Source organism: Candidatus Bathyarchaeota archaeon (assembly GCA_026014585.1).
GTDB lineage: Archaea > Thermoproteota > Bathyarchaeia > Bathyarchaeales > Bathycorpusculaceae > Bathycorpusculum.
Genome location: JAOZIA010000013.1, coordinates 54,562 through 75,291, shown reverse-complemented (window position 1 = coordinate 75,291; position 20,730 = coordinate 54,562). Strand labels below are relative to the sequence as shown.

The following is a 20,730-nucleotide window of genomic DNA, read 5'->3' as shown; positions in this document are numbered from 1 at the left end:
AAAAAACATATATCTTCGAAACTACGAATCAAAAAACGGTAGATTGCTTGGTTTTTTTTGAAGTATTATATGCAAGGAATGCAATAGTAACCCGTTGATTAAGGCTAATTCGCCTATTTTGCGGGGTGCAGTAACGTGAATGCTGATGGCAAAAAATATCGTGATGCAATAATTGAGTTTTTACCCGACGCTACCTTCGTTATTGATTTGACTGGCAAGGTTATCATGTGGAACAGTGCAATGGAGATGCTGACAAGCATTTCTCGGGACTCCATTTTAGGCAAAGGCAATTACGAGTACGCTATCCCCTTCTATAAAGAACGCAGACCGATATTGGCGGACCTAGTTTTTATGCCTGAAGTTGAGGTAGAAAAAAAATATGACACCGTTACGCGAATTGGCGACACTCTGGTTGTCGAAATTTTTATCCCAGACTTTCGAGCTGGCGGCGCTTACCTGTGGGCTAAAGCAAGCCCACTTTATGATTCAAACGGCGAAATCGTCGGTGCTATAGAGACAATCCGAGACATCACCGACAAAAAACGCGCCGAAGAAGAACTCGCACAGTCACGCCGCAGCCTCGCGGATATTCTTAGTTTTCTTCCAGATGCCACCTTTGTCATTGATTTGAACGGTAAAGTTATTGCGTGGAATAGCGCGATGGAGTTGTTGACCAGTATATCTGCTGACTCTATGCTTGGAAAAGGTGATTATGAGTATGCGCTTCCTTTTTACAAGAAACGTCGTCCGATGCTGGCGGATTTGATATTTTTGCCCCAAGAGGAGTTAGAGAAGAACTATACTGCCGTATCTCGAAATGTGGACACTTTGGTTGCCTACGTGTTCATACCTGATTTTCGCGCAGGCGGCGCCTATTTCTGGGCTAAGGCTACCCCGCTTTATGACCCAACTACTGGAGAAGTTATAGGTGCAATTGAAACCATCCGCGACATCACAGAGCGCCGCGAAATGGAAGCTCGACTCGCCCGCTCAAATGCTGAACTCCAAATTGCCGCGGAAATTCAGAAGAGTTTCATGCCTGATGTGATTCCCCAGATTGCGGGGTTGGATATTGCTGCCCGAACTGTCATGGCTAAGGAGGTTGGCGGCGACTTCTTTGATGTGATTCCCTATGAGATTATGGTTCTTGATAAGGGCATGTTGGGGCTTTTGGTTGCTGATGTTTCTGGAAAGGGCGTTCCCGCAGCACTGTTTATGGCGTTGTCACGGGTCGTGGTTCGCGTGAATTCGCTGTGGCATCATGACCCTGCAAAAGTTATTGCTAGCTCAAACAACACCATCACTCAGGATTCCAAAAAGGGCATGTTTGTCACCCTCTTTTATGCATTGCTCAATGAAAAAGACCGCTCTCTCACCTATGTTAATGCTGGCCATAACCCGCCCATTGTGTATCGGAGCCGTGATGGGACAGTTGAGAGGCTTCTCCCTACAGGGATTGTGCTTGGAGCCATGGAGAATTGGGAATATAAATCCAAAAGCGTAAAAATCGGAAGTGGCGACATCGTTGTCATGTTCACAGATGGCGTTACAGAATCGATTAATTCAAAGCAGGAAATGTTTGAAGAAAAACGGCTCATCGAAATTATTAGGGAAAATGCTCATCTTTCGGCGCAGATGATTCTTGAGAAGATTTTATCCAGCGTACAGGCGTTTGCGGGGGATATGCCACAGTTTGATGACATAACTTTGCTTGTTATCAAGGGGGCTTGATTATGGAAAAAGAGCTTACTGTGGAAAGTGAACTGAAAAATCTTCCTGTTATCGGCGAGTTCATCGATGAAACCATGAGGTGTTTTGGCATCGATGATGTGAAGGATATTTATGCGGTTAAATTGTCCGTTGATGAGGCATGTACAAACATCATCAAACATTCATACTCTAACAAACAAGCGGGCAAAATCGTGGTTCATTGCATGCTAACTGAAAAAGGAGAAAAATTTGTAGTGCAAATTATGGATTGGGGTGAAGCTTTTGACCCAATAGCATTGCCAGCGCCTGATACCCAAAGCGGCTTGACTGAGCGAAAAGAGGGTGGGTTGGGTGTTTTTTTTATGAAAAAATTTATGGATGAAGTCACGTACCGCCGTAGCGATAATATGAATTTATTAATAATAGCCAAGCATATAAAAAAATAAACATCTCAAAAATGGGTGAGGACATGGAAATTCGGACAGAAGGGGACGTAGCTATCGCGGTTATGGTGCCAAGGTTTGACGCCTACACTGCCAACGATGTCGAAACAGCATTACGCGACCAAATCGCGAAAGGAACAAAAAATATGGTCTGCGATTTTTCTCAAACCGACTATGTTGCAAGTGCTGGGTTGAGGGTTCTTCTGTCCACAGCTAAAAGCCTGCAAAAGTTGGGTGGTCAGCTTTTGATTACCAGCATGAAGCCTTATGTGTATGAGGTGTTTGAGATATCTGGATTCACACAAATTCTAAAGGTATTTACTTCTCAAGAAGAGGCTTTACAAAGTCTACAGAAATCTTAAGCGAAAGTGGAAGCGTTTATATGTCAACCATAAAATCAGAAGCTGAACGATGCTTAAAATGTAAAGTGCCAGGGTGTTCCAAGGGCTGTCCTGTGTTAACGCCTATTCCTCAGGTCATGAATTTGTTTTTAGAGGGTAAATTAAAGGAAGCAGGTGAACTGCTCTTCAACAATAACCCCCTATCCGCTATAACCTCCATTGTTTGTCCACATGACAAAAACTGCAAAGGTCACTGTATCCTAAGTAAAAAGGGTCAGCCTATTGAATTCTATAAAATAGAGCAGTACATTTCTCGGTTTTATTTGGAAACCTTCCAGCCGCCAACTATCGAAAAAAATGGTAAAAAAGTTGCTGTGGTGGGTGCGGGTGCAGCTGGCATAACAATGAGCATTATTTTGGCTCTAAAAGGCTACTCTATCACCTTGTTTGAGGCAATGGACAATATTGGCGGTACCTTGCGTTATGGTATTCCAGAGTTTAGGTTGCCTAAAAGCATCTTGGATGTGTATAAGAGACTTCTTGATTCTTTAGGTGTTAAATTCCGCCCTAACACTCGAATTGGAACAAACATCAGCACTGAAGACATGTTTATAGACGGTTATGATGCTATTTTTATTTGCACAGGAACAACACGTCCTAACCGTTTTGGTCTTTTAGGTGAAACCTTGGGACATGTACATTTTGCCATTGACTATTTGCGGTCTCCTGACGCCTACAAACTGGGCAAGAACGTTGTTATTCTTGGTGCAGGAAACGTTGCCATGGACGCGGCAAGAACAGCAATCAGAAAACAACACTCCGAAGTTACTATCCTAAATAATAGAAGTGCGGAAGAAATTAGGGCAGATAAAGCAGAAGTGGAAATGGCAATAATTGATGGCGTAAACTTACTGCATAGCCGCCAAGTTGTCCGTATTATGGATGATTCTGTAAAATGTGTCAAAGTCGATAAAGTCATTGGTGAAGATGGCTCTGAGTGTTTAAAGGAGGATTTTCAGTGTTGTTCTGATTTGCCTGCTGACTCAGTTATCATCGCTATTGGTCAAGGTCCTGGCGCAGAGGTAGTGACCGTTGGCAACGCTAAAGTTACTCAGAGGGGTCTTATTCAGGCTGATGAATTTGGTAAAACCTCTCAAGAGGGTGTATTTGCCGCAGGAGATGTTGTTACTGGTCCCAGAACGGTCATTGAAGCTGTGGCTTTTGCGAAAAGAGCATCAGAAAAGATTGAAGAATACTGCAACAATACCTAAGATTTTTTAAATTATTTAAAAATAGAAAAAGTAGGTTTGTGTTAGTTGGCAAGTTACTTTTCTGCTTCGCCTACTGCTTCTGTGCTGCCAGTTCCGAAGAAACCGCGACCTTGGGCGAAGTAGACGTTTATGGGTTTTTCGTTGCGTAGGATGTCAATTACGCTTTGGAACATTATGGATGGTAGGTGCATTCTTATGATTCCATTGGTGTTGCTGTCAGTTTCAAATACCATTCCTGGGTCATTGAATCTGACGTAGGCTACTACTTTGGAATTATTGTATAGGGCTATTTGGGCTCGGTTTGTTTGATATCCTTGCTCGCTTCCGTATATTAGGATATGATAGCTTGTTACGTTAACCATTTTTTTCACCAAGCCCTCTTATGTTTTAATCGTTTATAAATAGCGACTGTTAATACATCAGATTATTTTGTTGATGAACAGTTGAACAATGCTACACTATGGCAAACAGGCATGTGCTAAATAATCTTTATTAAGACTTAATACTGTTGAGGCTCGGTGATGTAATGACTTTTAATCCTAACATAAGCCCCAAAAGAATCTCCTCTGTATCAAATCAAAACATAACAATAAAAAAACCTCAACGCAACAAAGTTGCCCTATCAGTATCCTTAAAAGTGATAGATGAAGCAAAACCTGAAAACCTCCAAAAAGGGGTAGCCTACGCTTTTTCTAAAGGCGGTGCCCTGATAGCAAAAGCAAACCTTGATTCAAAAGGAACAGCGCAAATTGTGGTGGACTTGCCCCTTGTGGAGACCACTCAATCTATTCGCCTAATCGTTGGTCCCAATTTAACCGAGAAGCAAACCGTGACTGAACTGCTCCGTCTTGGTGGTGAACAAGTATACGTTCAAATATCCCCTAAAACAAGCCAAAAAAGCGTAGTGCTCCAGGTTATTTCTAAACAGATTTTATGCTGGCTCTTAAGCAGGTGTATAGTTCATGGCAGTGTTTTCAAGAAGGTTGTAAGCGGCGGAATCACAATGGATCTTCCTGTGTGCGATGCGACTGTTGAAATCTATGAGGTCGATCCTATCTACCTTTTAATTCCTAAATTGCCTATTGAAATCATAGACCGCATAAGAGAGTTCATAATCAAACCTCCGTTCCCTCAGCCTCCACTTAAGCAAATCTATGAACGTCCGCCATCAATTGGTCCAATACCGCCACAACCACTTGTAATTGGCAATAAAAAAATACGCCAGATTTCAAATGACAAACAAAACATAGAAACCCCCCTATTGGCACAAAAAAGCCTGTGCTTAGACGAAAATTATGCTGAGACCAGCCCAAGTGTCCAATCTCTGCTTGCAGGCGAAGACATGCAAAACCTGCGTATCTTAGCCCAAACCACTAACAATGAACAATTCAAACAAGTCCTGATTAAATACGCAACTATAACAAAATCCATCCTGTGTCTTTTCCCATACATAGGTGCACACATGGATTTGGTTGCCACCACAACCACTGCTGAATGCGGCAAATTCAAAGCAATGTTTTTCCGAGGATGCAACAATATTGACAAACCAGACCTTTACTTCAAAGTCAAACAAAAAATCTTTGCACCATTCCCTCCAATAAGCATCTACGCACCAACCCCAGTTTTGTGCCATACTTTCTGGAATTATCAATGTGGAACCCAAGACGTAACCCTTTATGTTACTCATCCTCTTGCCCGAACATGCGCACCCTGTCAGCCTGTTGATGCACCGCTGAATTGGGTTTTATTCATGGCAATTGGTAATCAACCCTTAAGCAAAATCCGCGGAACAGGTGTTCAACTTGCAGCCACAACCACAAATGCAAACATGGGCTTAACTGATACTGATGCTCCATTTGGTGAAACCCTCCGACCACGACTTGAATTTGATAACAGCCTCCGTGAAGAGTTAGGTGTAAAATACTATAGGGTATCTTATCGCAAAGGAACCTCTGGCGCTTTCATTCCGTTAACTGCACCCATTAACAGGCATTATACACATGAAGTAGGTGATGATTTGGTTCTTGAAGCATACAATCTAGGTCCTAAATCAGAAAAATCCCCCGGTGTACCTTTGGAGAACCAGAACCTTTTCGAAATCCCCCCTGCGCTGCCCCCTGTAGGTCAATGGAGCATACCTGATGCAGTTGAAGATACCGCCAGTGCAAAGTTTCCAACATTAAACTTAGCTGCCCTTCAAGACCCCGGCGTTGCATGGCCTGAGAGTGCTCAGTATCAACTAAAAGTTGACCTCTTTGATTCTGATGGACAACTAGTTAACATTGATGCTCTGCAAATAAATTTCCGTGTCCCAACCTCAACAGATCTGTCTGGAACAATAGAAACTGAAGATGCTGCCAGTAGCTCATTGAAAAACGGCTTGCCTTTGAGTTCTGGATTAATTTATGATGACGATGGTGATGGCAAAAAAAGCATGATAATAACGCTAAATATTGACAATAGTCTTTGCAATGCGGAGATTCCTGCACCAACACTTGATGGTGTACCTGCAGGCGATGATTGCGGTGTCATGAAATACGATTTTGGACCAGCCCCACTAAAAGAACCTCAAGGAACAGTAATTCTAAACTACCGGCCTGAACATCCATCGGGCGTTGGAACATCTGGCTTTGCTACGTATAGCTTCTCACTTACCCGCGGCGGAAATCCAGCATCATTGATAGATTCAGGCAGAACGCCTTTGCCCTTAACAACCAAAACAGCAACTGTTACCGTTCCAGATATCCTTGGAATTTGTGACACGGCAGGCTTTGTTGAACATATGCATGTTTACGCTATGGCTACATCTGGATGGCGCAGACTGCATGAGTACGATGCGCAGGCTGTAAGAGGGTTTGTTTTAGCGCCTAAAGGTAAACAAACAGGGCCCTAATCCCTTTTTTCTTTTTTTTAGTTAACATTTTGGTGTGTGGAATCCGCTTTTTCGGTTTGCTCTGCGGTTTTTCTTATGTTTGTCTACTGTGGTAGTGCTTTTTCTATTGATTTGTTGAAAAAGTTTCAATTGATTCTGATGTTTCATTTATTTTTGATTTATTTGAGCATTTGTCGAGGTGCTTTTTATGGCAAAATTAAATATATTCATAGCGCTTAATATTATACAGGTGATTTTATTTGGGAAAAACTGTAAAACCACCATACATAAGAGGTTTTTTCAAAACATCCCCTGACTCCCAAAAATATTGTTATAAGGAGAAAACACCATGAAAATTCGGATTCTCGCAATTGAGTACCCTGAAGAAAACGAGCAAAAAGTGCATGACATCCTTGACTCAGTATTCTTCACCAACATGCTAAAGCGCATAGCTGCGATGAAGTACACTGAGGTTACTGCACCTTATGATGGGGAGTTTGACGCGTTTGTGAATGATATTATTTGTTTACTCTTGTCTCACTGTGAGGGAACAGAAGAGCTGATGAATGCTGTTGGGGAACAAATGCCACATGTGCCTGAACTTGTTAAGCAGTTTGGTTTAGTTCGAGAAAAGCTTGAAGGTGAAAATGATAAGAAATAGTCATTAAGCTTGCGAATTTACCTGCTACTTGTGGGGGTAGCGGGCTCTTTGAAGCTTGTGTTTACTGATGTTTTTTCTGTTTTTCTTTTTTTTTTGGCTTTGTTTTGTTGCATAAAAAAACAGTTAATCAACTTGACCTTAATTTTAGTTAAACTAAAGTTTATAAGTTATTGGATGCTTTTTCAAAACGCAAAACAACAACGGAAAGTTTCCGTCTCAGGCTCAAAACTGGGGGTAAATGAATTGGCAAAAACACAAAATATTCTGCTTAGGGAAAAAGCAGAGTTCACAAAATTCCAAATACTGTATGAGATCATGCTAAATCAGCCTCATATTAAGCAGAAGGATATTAGTGATAAACTTGGTATAACTATTCAAGCTGTGAGTAAGTACTTTAAAAAACTCCAAAAAGAAGGCTACTTAACAGTTGGTTCGGAGAGGGCAGATTACCGCTTAACTTCAAAAGGGGTTACTAAACTGCATGAAAACGTCCGAAACATGGAGACCTATTTTAAATCCATAAAACATGAACTAAAAGTTGAACATGCATGGATAGCCTTAGCAACAAACTCTGTTAAAGCAGGTGAACAAGTGGGTTTAATCATAAAAGAGGGTATATTTTACACTGTTCCCCTAAATGACCCTAAAACAGAAGCTGTAGGCATAGCTCTTTCTGATGCTAATGCTGGGGAAGATTTAGGTTTGAGGGATTTGCAGGGTAAAATTAAACTCAAGCAAGGTAAAATTCTTATTGTTAAGCTGCCCAGCATACGCAGAGGTGGCTCCAGAGCAGCGGACCTAGATAAAATCAAACAATACTACGATGAGTTCAAGCCTGACCGTGTTGGCGTTATGGGTGCTGTGGGGCGCGCTGTTTTGACAAAGTTAGGGCTTAATGCCGATTTTGAATTTGGTATAAGTCATTCAGCTGCGGTCGCTGCATCTAGGGGTCTTAATGTTTTTGTGCTGGTGGTGGGTAGAATGGTGAATCGTATAGTGCATGAAATTGATTCTCAAAATTTGCGGTTTGCTGGTGACATAACCTATGAGGTTAAGGATGCGAAATTGGTCTGATTGATAAAAAGTTTTTTGTTTTTTGATTTTTTTGATGTCAGTTTTTTTATTTATTTAAACTTAAGTTAATCAACCTGTTGTTAAATTAAGTTAAACCAAGATTTATTAGGTCTTTTGGATAATCCAACCAGCGGAAGAGAGCAAAAAACATGATTTACCCCTTCAGTGCCATCGTCGGTCAAGAAAAAATGAAACTAGCACTAATACTAAACGTTATCAACCCAAAAATTGGCGGAGTGCTTCTAAGAGGTGAAAAAGGCACAGGTAAATCACTAACCGTCCGAGCCTTAGCAAACCTCCTGCCAAAAGTAGACGCTGTAATCGATTGCCCCTTCCACTGTGACCCCACCCGCCCAAAAGACATGTGTGACGTCTGCAGCGCTAAAATAGTGAAAGGTGAAAAACTCACAACCACAAAACGCGCTGTAACTGTAGTGGAACTCCCCGTTGGCGCCACAGAAGACCGTCTCGTGGGAACAATCGACATAGAAAAAGCCATAAAAACAGGCGAAAAACACTTTGACCCCGGCATACTTGCACAAGCAAACCGAAATATCCTCTACATTGACGAAGTCAACCTATTAGATGACCACTTGGTTGACGTTTTACTTGACGCCGCCGCTATGGGCACAAATTTTGTGGAACGCGAAGGTATTTCTTTTTGTCACCCTGCACAATTTGTTCTCGTTGGCACCATGAATCCCGAGGAGGGTGAACTGCGACCTCAACTTTTAGACCGTTTTGCCCTATCTGTTGAAATAAAAGGTATTCCCTACCGAGAAGCACGTGCCGAAATCGTTCGTAGACGTGTTGCTTTTGAGGCTAACCCTATATCATTTATTGAAGCTCAAAGTGAGGCACAAGACCAACTTCGCCAAAAAATCACGGAAGCAACAAGCATTTTACCCAAAGTAAAACTAGACGATGAAATGCTCGATTTAATCACCCAAATCTGCGTAGACTTTGCCGTTGATGGGCACCGCGCAGATATTACAATGTACAAAACTGCCTGTACCCTTGCCGCTTTTAACGGAAGAACTGCCGTCACTGAGGATGATATCAAAGAAGCCGCCGAGTTGGTGCTTCCTCACCGCCGTCGCCGTCAACCTTTTGAAGAACCAAAAATGGAACAACAACAACTTCAAGAAAGCATACAAAAATGGAACCAAAACAAAAAAGAACAGCAGCCACAGAACAATCCTCCCCCTCAACCCCAAAACGACGACAACAAGGGCAACCAAGAAAAAAAACCTGAAAAAGAAGCACCCGAACAAGTTTTTGAAGCAGACTCCCCATATAAAATAAAACCCCTTTCTACGCCTGTTCTAGATGAGGTTCAACGATGTGGGGCAGGGCGGCGCTCAAAAAGTCTAAGTAACTCAAAAACAGGCAGATACATTGACTCCACCGTTCCAAAAGGAAAAGTTGCGGATTTAGCTTTTGACGCCACTTTGCGTGCAGCAGCGCCTTTTCAGTGTCAACGCAAAAAATTCCAAGACCAAACTGGCTTACTAATTGAAAAATCTGACTTGCGTGAAAAAGTACGAGAACGAAAAATTGGAAACCTAATCATGTTTGTGGTTGACGCAAGTGGTTCAATGGCTGCTGAGGAACGGATGGTCTCAACTAAAGGAGCAGTTTTATCACTACTGCTTGATGCTTACCAGCGCCGTGACCGTGTGGGCATGGTTGTTTTCCGCAAAAATACCGCTGAACTTGTTCTTCCACCTACTAACAGTGTGGATTTGGCACAAAAATGTTTGACAAAGCTGCCCACGGGTGGACGTACACCCATGGTTCATGGCTTAAAACTTGGATTGGACGTCATCAAAGATTGTGTACAGAACGATGATAGTGTTCTTCCTTTGATGGTGCTGGTTTCAGATGGAATGGCAAATGTCAATCTTTATGGTGGAGATCATGTGGAAGAAGCAAAAACTTTGGCTCGTGAGATTAGTGCAGAAGGAATCCAATCACTTGCCATTGATACTGAGTGTAGTTTTCTAACTTTTGGGTTGGTTAAACAGGTGTGTGATGAAATGGGTGGACGATACTTGAAATTAAATGAGTTAAGTGCTGCGCCTATTGCCAGCGCTGTTCGTGATGCTATGTTTGATGATTCTGGTTTATCTTTTTTTGATGGAGTTGGGAGGTGAGAGATGTTGAATAAAACTACTATGGGAATCATTGCAATAGTGCTAATCGCGGTCATAAGTATCTCTGCATTTTCCGTTTACTCACTAAACAATCCAGCTTCATCTAGCGGTAATGACCCTCAAACTACTAGTTCACCAACTCCGACAGGTAATAACCCTAACATTCTCGTTTATGAAGATGTCACAGACAGAACCGTTAACATCCCACTTCATGTTGAACGTGTAGTTGCAATTACTGGCATTGAACTCGTCGTCGCAATCGGCGCTCAAGATAAAATCGTTGGTCGTGGCTTTATTGACGATGACGGGCTATCATGGCTTCCTCCCTCAGTTGAAGACATAACTATCGCTGGTAGCATTGAAATGATAGTAGAAATGCAGCCTGACTTGGTGATTGTCAGTGAATTATATAGTGCAGGCAACGTCCAAACACTTGAAGATACTGGAATAGCAGTTATCGTAGAAAGAACAGTGCAGCCAAGACGAACAATACTCGTAGACCTTCTAGGAACAGTGTTGGGTGCACAGGAAAAAGCTGATGAATTTCTCGCTTATGAAGAAGGCTATTACAATCTTGTCCAAGAACGAACCAAAGACATACCCGACAGCGAAAAACCCACCGTGTACTTCGAATTTTACCAACCTGGCTACAGTGCAGGTCCAGGAAACTCTTTCCATGACCTCCTGGTGGAAACTGGTGCGATAAACTTGGTTAAAGATAAAAATGTTGCTATGCCTATCGTGAATGCAGAATATGTAATTGAACGCAAACCAGACATCATAATTCGTATGGCAACTTACTTGGATGGCTCTGACCCAGATGCATTTGAGTATTTGCAAAACGAAATGATGAATAGAGCTGGGTTAAATCAGGTGCCTGCTGTTCAAAACGGCAAAGTCTACGTCGTTAGAGACACAATAATTGTTGCACATGAAGTAATTGGGTTATTGTACTATGCCACATGGTTCCATCCAGACCTGTTTTCAGACATTAATCCTGCTGCTGTCTACGCTGATTACATGCAGACCTTCTATGGAACAACACCACACGGAGTCTACGCTTATCCATGAGCGCTGCTGAAATAAAAAAATCCTACACTAAATCAAGAGCAAAAAAAGTCCTTGCTCTTCTCCTCGTTTTTATAGCTCTTATAATAGCGGTCATTGCTGCTATTAGTTTAGGCGCGGGGTCTCCTAGAATTCTGGAAGCAATGACTGTTCTTGCTTCCAAAGCTTTTCCCTTCCTTAATATTAATCCTGGACCCGAAACAACTCAGGCAATCGTTTTAGAAATCCGATTACCCCGCATCATAATGGGTATCATCGCCGGCGCTGGACTTGCTGCATCTGGCGCTACATTGCAGGGTGTACTTCGTAACCCGCTTGTTTCATCATACATCTTAGGTGTTTCTGCTGCTGCAGGGTTTGGTGCTGCGTTGGCTCTTGTTTTTGGAGTGAGCATTTTTACTACTGCCGGCAGCTACATAGTGGTCGCAAATGCTTTCATCTTTGGCATACTGGCAATGGTTATCGTGTACGGTATCGCTAGGTTGCGGTTTATGACTAGTGAAACGGTAATTTTGGCAGGTGTTGCTGTGAGCTACCTTTTTTCTGCTCTGTTATCCCTTATTCAGTATATGTCACCTGAGCCTGAGGCGTTACGAGCTGTGGTGTTCTGGCTTATGGGCGGGTTAACTGCTGCAAGCTGGGAAAACATCGCTTTGGTTTTTCCCATTGTTGTGATTACAGCAATTCTTATGACGAAAATGTCTTGGGACATGAACGTCCTAAGTTTAGGTGAGGAAGTTGCAAAAAGTATCGGCGTTAATTCAAAACATGTGCTCTCGATATGTATGGTGCTGGCTACTTTGGCAACGGCTAGTATCGTTGCGTTCACAGGGGTAATCGGTTTCATCTGCCTGATTTCACCCCATCTCTCGCGTATGCTAATTGGAAGTGACCATCGATTTTTGATACCTTGCAGTGTACTCGTGGGCAGCCTTTTGCTTTTGTCTTCTGACACCATTGCACGGTTAATTATTGCACCCACAGAGATTCCCGTTGGAATTATTACTTCACTGCTTGGTGTGCCCTTTTTCATTTACATGTTGCTTAATAGACGGAGGCGAAGTTGGGGTTGAAGTTAACAGTTGACGGTTTATCTTTCAATTACGGATCAATTTCTATTCTGAACGAGGTTAATTTTACTATTGGACAGGGTGAAATGCTGAGTCTTGTTGGACCAAACGGTTCTGGGAAAAGCACTCTTTTAAAATGCTTAAATGGCATCCTGAAAACCAAGCACAACACGGTGTTGCTTGATGAAAGGTGCATCAGCAAAATAAAGCTCAAAGAAATGTCCAAAATAGTGGGGTATGTTCCTCAAAGCTCAAACAGCACTTTTCCCTTCACAGTTTTTGATATCGTGCTGATGGGGCGAAGACCCTACATTAACTGGCGTCTTAGCGAGAAAGACAACGAAATAGTGGGGCTTATTTTGGATTTTCTGGGTATAGGCAATTTGGCTATGCGGCATTTCACCGAACTAAGTGGTGGCGAACAGCAGAAAGTGGTTATTGCAAGAGCACTGGCTCAGCAACCTCAACTTATACTGCTTGATGAACCGACTAGTTCACTTGATATAAAGTATCAACTGGAGATTCTTTGCATACTTCAAGAACTGGCTCAAACTGAGCATTGTTCTGTCATAGTGTCGATGCATGACTTGAATTTAGCAAGTCGTTTCTGTGACAAAATGATTATGCTAAAACACGGTAAAATATTTGCGGCTGGCTCTCCTGAAGTAGTTTTAACGGAAAACAACATCGAAGCCGTTTATGACATCAAAGCCCAAGTGACCAGCTCACTTCTAAACAAGCCTCAGATTACACCCATGCTTTCTAGTAGCAACCGAATAAAAGACCTGATGTTCCCCACAGAACTTATCGTGAAACCCGTAAAGAAAAAGTGATTATCCAGAAAAGAGTTTGCGGCTGTTTTGAAGGCAGAGTTTATTGCAGATGTTTAGTTTTGTGTCTGGAGACTTGGCGCTTTTAAGTGTGGGTTGCTTGCGGTGTCAACTTTTGTTTATTAAACCTGGGTTAACATTTGTTGAACCAAAGGTTAAATACTAGAAAGGGTGGATAATCCAACCAACACGCTGTAAAAAAGAAACAGCGTACACAAATGAGGAGAAGAAAAAATGAAACTAAAAAACACATTTAGAAACAGCAAAAAAGCACTAATACCTGCAATCGCAGTAGCACTACTGCTAGCAATCACAATCGCACTCGTAGCAGCAGTCGGATACGCAGTTTCAACCACTACCCCAACAACATCAAGCCAAAAACCAATTTCAGCAACATTTGACGTAACTATCTCTAAAGCTGCTGGCTCGTTTTTCTATGGTGATATGAGAATCAGGCAACTCAGCGGAGACCCAGTTGACACCGCCAACCTCAAACTAACGTTCACTGCACAGGGCGTAACAACAACAATCACACCGGGAGAAAACAACACATTCTATCTGGAATCTAGTTTTCCACAAGACATGAAAATCAAATCTGATGCTGATAGAGCTAAGTTCTTTGCCGCTCCTAAGGCAGACCCAGATGTACCCTATCCTGCCGATTCCGATCCAGCAGTAGCACACGTTTGGCTTGCAGTAAATAATCAGGAAACAGGGCAAGCTCTGCCTATCCAGGCGACCACAGATGGAACCACATGGGTTGACGCAGTACCAACAGGAAGAACAACACCAGTTCTCTATGATGTATTTGGGCATCCAGAAGTTTACGTCGAATACCTTTTGCCAGAACTCACTGGAGGCAGCACATATAAGCTAATCAATGTGACATCAACAAGCACAGGCAAGATCGTAAGCACAGCAATATCCGTCTGGGATGCCTCTATTGGCTTAGATAATGGTCAAGGAATAATTCTGCATGTAGCTGAGTATTGTTCTCCATGGCTGTGGGATATAGCTACTGGTAACCCCTCTTCTAATCCAGCGCTAAACTTCGGTGAATACTCTTTGAGTCCAGGGCTTACTGCTAGAGCAATAGGAACATCTTATCTTGCAAACCCAACAGATGATATTAACAGTGTTATCTCCAACTGGAGTTCTCTTAAATCTGGTGATGTCGTAAAGGTGGCTATTGTTTCAACTGGAAACGGTCAGATACTTTGGCAAGGAGACGTGATAGTAGGGTGATAAACATGAAACGCATACTTAGAAATAATAAAGGTGTATCAACAATAGTTGCAACAGCATTACTCGTCGCACTCGTTGTCATTCTCGGCGTGGCTCTTGCCTCAACAGTACCTCAAGCAACGATAGCACAGAAACCACTGCAACTGCAACTTCAGGGAACCGCTTCTCTTGGTGAAAACGAATTAAGAATCACAAACGTCGGCGGTGACACAGTGAACACACAAGTGATTGCCTTATCAACATACATCACTTCAGGTGCATATGCAGGACAAAAATATGTCGTGGACATAAATCAAAATCTAGACTCTGAAAACGAAGACCCATACCGTAACTTCTATTACGCTGTGAAAGAACATCCACACCCTGTGGATTCAGCTGGTCACGGCGGTGAATTTGGCCCTGGTGAAACTCTGGTGCTGAATCTTGACTATTGCTTTGAATACGGTTTCATGATGCAGCAGGTAGAAGCAGGTTACCAATTCATCGTTGAAATAAGCATGAACAGTCAGCCTGTGACTGCTACAACCGTAACAGTATCAAGTTAAACACCTTTCCGTATTTAACCCTCCCCCATTTTTTTTGTGAATTTTACTCTTGTACACGTAATTTTTTCAGCTACAGCTTTTTTTGTGCAGAACGGATAATAGTTAATTCTTAGTTAATCAACCTCACATTACTTTTTGTTAAACTAAGGTTTATAAAAGCTTATGACTGAATCTTTCCGAACTGGGCAAATGACTGCCAGCAGCAAGGACTCTTCGTCTTTGCTTGCACAAAATTGGATGGTGCAAGATTTTGGCTAAACAGCCAAATTTTGCTTGAAGAGAAGACATCGGTTACAAAAAACGCGTGAATGGGTAATCTCTAATGAAGTTAATCTCTCCAAAAAAAAGTAAAAAGCCAGTCGTCAATTCCGCTGATTCTAAGAAAGCTAAAAGCAAAAAGGTTCCTGTACCAGATTTTCAAACAGACTTATCCCAAGAAATAGAACACAAAATATCCAACTTATCCACTGGAAATCCTCCTGTTCCAGCGGAAATCGCGACTTGGTACTGGCTGGAAAAACCCTTTGCTGCCGTGGCAATAACCAGGGAAAAAATTGATTACGTCTACAACATTATCACGCCAACATTGTCCTCTTCAGAATATGATGTTTTAAACCGTGTCTACAACAGGCTGGTTGACCGGCTTAGCTTAACCGAGCAAGACCCTGAAAAAGTGTTTAACAGTGAAGCCGCAAGCATCATACACGCGTACTTAAAAGTTAACAAAATTCAAGAAGCAAAACTTTCCTACTTCCTGAAAAGAAAAAGCCTCGGCTACGACAGCATAGACCCCCTCTACAAAGACTCTTTAATTGAGGAAATCACCTGCAATGGACCAAACCTGCCCGTATATGTTTATCACATCGAATACGGCTTTATGCCCACAAACATAACCTACAGCGAAAACAACCTAGACGATTTCACCTCACACCTAGCCGAGCTCGCGAACAGACACATCTGCATCGGCGAACCCGTGGCGGAAGCTTCCCTAAAAGATGGGTCACGTCTCACCGCGTTTTGGAGAAACGAAATCAGCGACCGCGGCAGTTCTTTTGGAATCCGCAAAATCCGCCTAAACCCGTTTTCCCCAACTGATCTCATCAGGCTTGGTACGTTCAACTCGGAGTTGATGGGTTTAGTATGGTATCTTATTGAACACAAAATAAACATCTTAGTCATTGGGGGAACTGCATCTGGAAAGACAACTACCCTAAACGCTCTAAGCTTGTTTATCCCCAAAAACCGCAGAATCGTAAGTATAGAAGACACCCGTGAACTTCGCCTCATGCACGATAACTGGGTTCCCCTCGTAACCCGTCAAGACAAAAAAATTGCTGGGTTAACCTCAGGAATCGATGAAATGTTTCTGCTAAAAAGAGCCCTAAGACTTAGACCTGAATACCTGCTTGTCGGCGAAGTCAGAGGTGAAGAAGCCAGCATTTTATTCCAAGCTATGAACACTGGGCACATCGTGTTTTCCACAATCCACGCGGGCAGTGTGGATGAAGTATTCATACGTCTCTTTAACCCCCCAATTTCTGTGCCTCCTGCCATGATTCTTCCTCTCGACCTTGTACTGGTACAATCCCTAGTCCAGTCTGGTCACAAAGAAGTAAGGCGATGTGTTTCGCTCTCTGAAATAAAAGAGGTAGACGTGGAAAACCAGAAAGCCGTTTGCAGTCCACTCTACACTTGGAACTCTCAAACCGACAGGATGGAAAAAACCCAGCCGATGAAAAGAGTGTTTGAAAAACTCAAACGTCTAACCGGCAAAAACCAAGAAGACATCCTCAATGAAATACGCCAAAGACAAAACTTCCTAGAAGAGTTGCTTTCAAGCGGTACCCAAAACTACGTGGAGTTCACAAATGCAATCGATACTTACCGCCAAAAGATAGGTGCTGACTTAATTCATCCTCCCCAGGAGACGCAGACTTGAAAGATTCCCTGAGTTTTCGAATTTTTGGCGGCTTATTTAAGCATAAACCGTTTGATAAGCTGGCAGAATCAACTGAGAAAACTTTAACCAACGCCAGAATATCAACGCCTGGAGACATGTACCTTAGCTATAGTCTTGCTCAGGCGTTTTTGTCTGCGTTATTTATGATTCCTTTTGTTTTTGTAATGAAATTTATGGGGTTACTTGAGCTTATTCAAGGTGTTAACATAGTTTTTTTTGTGCTTGGCGAAGTTATACTTTATCTTCCCTTAATCGCGCTGGTTTTGATTTTACTGTTTTTCTATTTTAGACCAAGATATGATATGATTGCCCGACGAAATAACATAGACCAAAACATACACCATGCAAGCGCTTTTCTTTATACTATGACTAAAAGTGGTCTGCAACCAATTGAAGCATTGGAGCGACTCTCTCAAAACAAGACCGTGTATGGCGCAATCTCTGAAGAGTTTGGCATGGTGGTCAAGCGAGTAAATAACCTGGGTGAAAGCCTAAACACTTCCTTGCGGTACGTTGCCAAAACAACCAGCTCCAAGAAACTCAGAGAATTCATCTACAGTTTTATTTTGGCAACTGAGCAGTCTCTTTCAGTTAGTACTTTTTTCAAAACAAAGTTCGATGAGTACTTTGAAAAGGAAAAACGTGAAAGAACCACGCTAAATGAGAACATTAGCCTAATTGGGGAAGTCGCGGTTATAGTTGTTGCGGTGACACCGACTTTGGTGCTTGCTACGGGTGTTTCTTTAGGTGTTTTAAACCCTAGCATCGTAAGCATCTGCAACTTGTACCTGCTGCTGGTTATGCCCCTGTCCGCATTGCTTGTCTTATTGTATGTGAAAGCTATTTTTCCATCACCCAAACTGGTTTCAGTTATAAAAACTGTGGTTCCAATTCCAACGATGGAAAACATAGATGTGTTACCTGATACTAAAAGTAAAAGCGCAGATTTTGAACGCCGCGATGTAATTATGCGTTTCAAAAATGCTCTTAAAAAGCCAATTAACATGCTTTTTCTTTACCCATGGTTTTTCCCACTTGTAGCCTCTATTCCAACAGCTATCTTCTTAGTCTATCTGTATCTAACAGGAACTGGCGTATACCAAGTTGGGGTCTACACGTTACTAGCGGTGTGCTTGATAATTCTGGTTCCACATGAAATCCAGACCCACTATATCTCCTCGATTGAACGGAGAATTCCTGACTTTTTGAGGGGACTATCTGAAACGGTTGAGCGGGAAGGTTCAGTTTTGAAAGCGATAGATTTGGTGCTTAAAAGCAAGTTAGGTTTGCTGGGTAGGGAAATGCAAAAAATTCACTCAACCAAACTTGGCATTCCCCTGAAACGTGCTTTGTTGATGGTGGAGTACCGAACCGCTTCTATCGTTCTCAAACGGGTTGTCAGTTTAATAATTATTGCGTCTGAATCAACAAAGAACATGAAAGAAGTCCTGATTATGGCAGCTGATGATGCAGAAGCCTACATGAAAGTAAAGCGGGACCGAACCTCCAGCCTTGTTGGGCAACTCATAGCGACATACGTCAGTTTTGGCGTCTACATATACATTTATTACACGCTGAAAACGCAGTTTTTTGCTTCATTCTCAAACATAGCTGGGTTTGGCGGGAGCATGGCGGTTTTCTCACCGATTATGGTTCAGGGCTATTTTACATCACTGTTTCTAGCTGTTTTTCTTGGTTTAATTATCGGTACGATGCTTGAGAGCAGCGTGGTCTCAGGGTTGAAGCATAGTTTTGTAATGGTTCTGGTTGCAGTGCTTATATTGGGGTGGGGTCCATGAGGAAAAACAGGTCAAAATTAGCTTTATCTAATGTGGTTTCAGAAATGCTCATACTGGTTATGGTCGTTATACTGTCTATTACTTTCATAGTTTCCCTGCAGAGCAACGTTTCCTACTACATCAAAGACAAAGAACTCACCAAAGTCCATGTGTGGACTGTAACAAAAGATGACACTATGAATTTTACAACGATTCATTCAGGCGGTGACCCAACAAGCATTACAGGACGAATATACTTTGAATACGAAAACGGCACCACATGTACCCTCCCAACAACACTTACCTATAACGGCACAACAGAGACGGTGCCTGGAGATGTTTATACAGAGCCTGGAAACTTCTATCTTTACAATGTCAAATTCGGGGAACAATTCCAAATAAGTGTAACCTTGGACGAGTTGTCACACGGTACCGTTTACTATACGTTGAGTTCTAAAACCCAAATCCTTGCAGAGGTAGGCGAGAAAATTTGAAGTTCAAATTAAAATCTAACAAGAAAGCTGTTTCTTCGGTAGTTGCTGCTTCAATATTGCTTGCAGCTATCGTGACTGTTTCAATTACTTTTCAAGCGTATATTGTTCCCGAGTTAGATAGGCAGAATGCTTTTTCGCATTCTCAAAACATTCTCTACAATTTTGAAAAACTGTACAGTGAAGGGACATCCACACTTTCCTTATCTTACTCTGGCACACCCTTCTTTTCGCCTGCAACTTACACGGGGCAGTTGGGTTATTTGCCTTCAATAGGCGTTAATGTTACTGTTGAAAATGCGACACAGCTAGTGAGTGAAGAAAGATTCTTCACGAAATCTCCGGAACCTCAAAATATAACTGTGGCTGACATATCTGAGGTTTACTACTATTTTACTAATGTGACTGAAAATATTGCTGCCTCCTGCAACTTTACAAGTGGTCAAGACCTGCAAGTAGCTACACAGATTAGTTCACAATGGCTCAATAACACGACAGACTTTATGAGGTTACAGCTCAATGTTACAGCTAACTCAGAGTCCGCTTACTATAATTACTCCATGTTTTCTGGTGACTCGCTTGAACTTAACTTGTTATCCCCCATCTATAACTTAACTTCAAAAATAGCTAACACTTCACATGTACAATTTGAAACTAATTCATCATCATGTATGTTGTTTTTGAACTCGCTTCAGCCTTCAACTGCCAATATAACTTACACTGCCTGTGGTGCATTATATTATAAGTCAAATGGTTTTCCTCTTGCGTATATGGCAACGCCGTGGGGAACAACTGCGCTGGAAGCAGGAATCTCAGCGATGACCTCTGCCTCTCATATTTACTGGGTTGGTGACTTGTTATGTTTGGATTTGTATAATATTAGTAGTAGCAATTTTGGAACTATTAGTGGGTCAGAATCAGTGGGCATTGGATTAGAAACGTACGATACTTTGTTGACAAACTATACATTTACCAAGATAGATTTGGCTTTTTCTTTTACAGGTTATAACTTCACGAACTCTCTTACTCAGCTTGAGTTTGTTCTGAATAGTGCGCTGCCTGATGATATGTCAATTTCTCATCAGGATGGGGCGGACTGGTTAACGATTACTATTGAAGGTACCGGAGAAGCAAACATGATAATACGTAACGTTAAAGCTATTTCTGGCTGATTGATGCTTTCTTAGTGGTGTGATGCGTTGCGTCTTTGTTATG

General features: G+C 42.1%; 18 protein-coding genes. 17 read left to right on the top strand and 1 reads right to left on the bottom strand.

The features are described 5' to 3' along the window. The first annotated feature begins 135 nt into the window (after nt 1-135). From NWF01_05605 to NWF01_05590, 4 genes are read left to right on the top strand one after another with little or no spacing between them, the layout of a single operon-like run. Nucleotides 136-1,731, top strand: a complete 1,596-nt coding sequence (locus tag NWF01_05605) for a SpoIIE family protein phosphatase (protein ID MCW4024496.1) — start codon at nt 136-138, stop codon at nt 1,729-1,731. 2 nt (nt 1,732-1,733) lie between these two features. After that, complete coding sequence (locus NWF01_05600; protein ID MCW4024495.1) at nt 1,734-2,156, top strand: ATP-binding protein; 423 nt, start codon at nt 1,734-1,736, stop codon at nt 2,154-2,156. Nucleotides 2,157-2,179: 23 nt separating this feature from the next. Then, nucleotides 2,180-2,515, top strand: a complete 336-nt coding sequence (locus NWF01_05595; GenBank protein ID MCW4024494.1) for an STAS domain-containing protein — start codon at nt 2,180-2,182, stop codon at nt 2,513-2,515. A gap of 20 nt (nt 2,516-2,535) precedes the next feature. Beyond that, a complete protein-coding gene (locus tag NWF01_05590) occupies nt 2,536-3,765 on the top strand; it encodes an FAD-dependent oxidoreductase (protein ID MCW4024493.1) in 1,230 nt (409 codons plus the stop codon). Nucleotides 3,766-3,818: 53 nt separating this feature from the next. Here the strand turns inward: NWF01_05590 and NWF01_05585 are convergent, their stop codons facing one another. Beyond that, entirely contained in the window at nt 3,819-4,127 is a 309-nt protein-coding gene (locus tag NWF01_05585) for a hypothetical protein (protein MCW4024492.1), read from the bottom strand. A gap of 164 nt (nt 4,128-4,291) precedes the next feature. On the opposite strand from NWF01_05585, the gene NWF01_05580 reads away from it, so the two are divergent. The 13 genes from NWF01_05580 to NWF01_05520 all read left to right on the top strand — a co-directional run bounded on the left by NWF01_05580 (nt 4,292) and on the right by NWF01_05520 (nt 20,687). Next, the gene (locus NWF01_05580; protein ID MCW4024491.1) at nt 4,292-6,658 is read left to right on the top strand and encodes a hypothetical protein; all 2,367 of its coding nucleotides are present in this window, start codon (nt 4,292-4,294) and stop codon (nt 6,656-6,658) included. Between the two features lie 328 nt (nt 6,659-6,986). Then, a complete protein-coding gene (locus NWF01_05575; GenBank protein ID MCW4024490.1) occupies nt 6,987-7,298 on the top strand; it encodes a hypothetical protein in 312 nt (103 codons plus the stop codon). A 243-nt stretch (nt 7,299-7,541) separates the two neighbouring features. Continuing rightward, nucleotides 7,542-8,372 (top strand): winged helix-turn-helix transcriptional regulator, encoded by an 831-nt coding sequence (locus NWF01_05570; GenBank protein MCW4024489.1) that lies wholly within the window; start codon nt 7,542-7,544, stop codon nt 8,370-8,372. 149 nt (nt 8,373-8,521) lie between these two features. Continuing rightward, entirely contained in the window at nt 8,522-10,528 is a 2,007-nt protein-coding gene (locus NWF01_05565; protein ID MCW4024488.1) for a putative cobaltochelatase, read from the top strand. 6 nt (nt 10,529-10,534) lie between these two features. Next, nucleotides 10,535-11,599, top strand: coding sequence for an ABC transporter substrate-binding protein (locus tag NWF01_05560; protein MCW4024487.1), 1,065 nt, complete (start codon nt 10,535-10,537; stop codon nt 11,597-11,599). Continuing rightward, complete coding sequence (locus NWF01_05555) at nt 11,596-12,669, top strand: iron ABC transporter permease (protein MCW4024486.1); 1,074 nt, start codon at nt 11,596-11,598, stop codon at nt 12,667-12,669. Before NWF01_05560 ends, NWF01_05555 begins: the two co-directional genes overlap by 4 nt. After that, complete coding sequence (locus NWF01_05550; GenBank protein ID MCW4024485.1) at nt 12,666-13,499, top strand: ABC transporter ATP-binding protein; 834 nt, start codon at nt 12,666-12,668, stop codon at nt 13,497-13,499. Before NWF01_05555 ends, NWF01_05550 begins: the two co-directional genes overlap by 4 nt. A gap of 231 nt (nt 13,500-13,730) precedes the next feature. Then, nucleotides 13,731-14,741, top strand: a complete 1,011-nt coding sequence (locus NWF01_05545) for a type IV pilin (GenBank protein MCW4024484.1) — start codon at nt 13,731-13,733, stop codon at nt 14,739-14,741. Between the two features lie 5 nt (nt 14,742-14,746). Beyond that, the gene (locus tag NWF01_05540) at nt 14,747-15,286 is read left to right on the top strand and encodes a type IV pilin (GenBank protein MCW4024483.1); all 540 of its coding nucleotides are present in this window, start codon (nt 14,747-14,749) and stop codon (nt 15,284-15,286) included. 322 nt (nt 15,287-15,608) lie between these two features. Beyond that, nucleotides 15,609-17,225 carry a type II/IV secretion system ATPase subunit gene (locus NWF01_05535; protein MCW4024482.1) on the top strand — a complete coding sequence of 539 codons (1,617 nt, stop codon included), beginning with the start codon at nt 15,609-15,611 and terminating at the stop codon, nt 17,223-17,225. Then, nucleotides 17,222-19,045: a type II secretion system F family protein gene (locus tag NWF01_05530; GenBank protein MCW4024481.1), complete on the top strand. Its 1,824-nt coding sequence runs from the start codon at nt 17,222-17,224 to the stop codon at nt 19,043-19,045. The genes NWF01_05535 and NWF01_05530 overlap by 4 nt, the downstream gene beginning before the upstream one ends. Beyond that, nucleotides 19,042-19,518 carry a hypothetical protein gene (locus NWF01_05525; protein ID MCW4024480.1) on the top strand — a complete coding sequence of 159 codons (477 nt, stop codon included), beginning with the start codon at nt 19,042-19,044 and terminating at the stop codon, nt 19,516-19,518. Before NWF01_05530 ends, NWF01_05525 begins: the two co-directional genes overlap by 4 nt. Then, the gene (locus NWF01_05520) at nt 19,515-20,687 is read left to right on the top strand and encodes a hypothetical protein (GenBank protein MCW4024479.1); all 1,173 of its coding nucleotides are present in this window, start codon (nt 19,515-19,517) and stop codon (nt 20,685-20,687) included. The genes NWF01_05525 and NWF01_05520 overlap by 4 nt, the downstream gene beginning before the upstream one ends. Nucleotides 20,688-20,730: the final 43 nt, after the last annotated feature.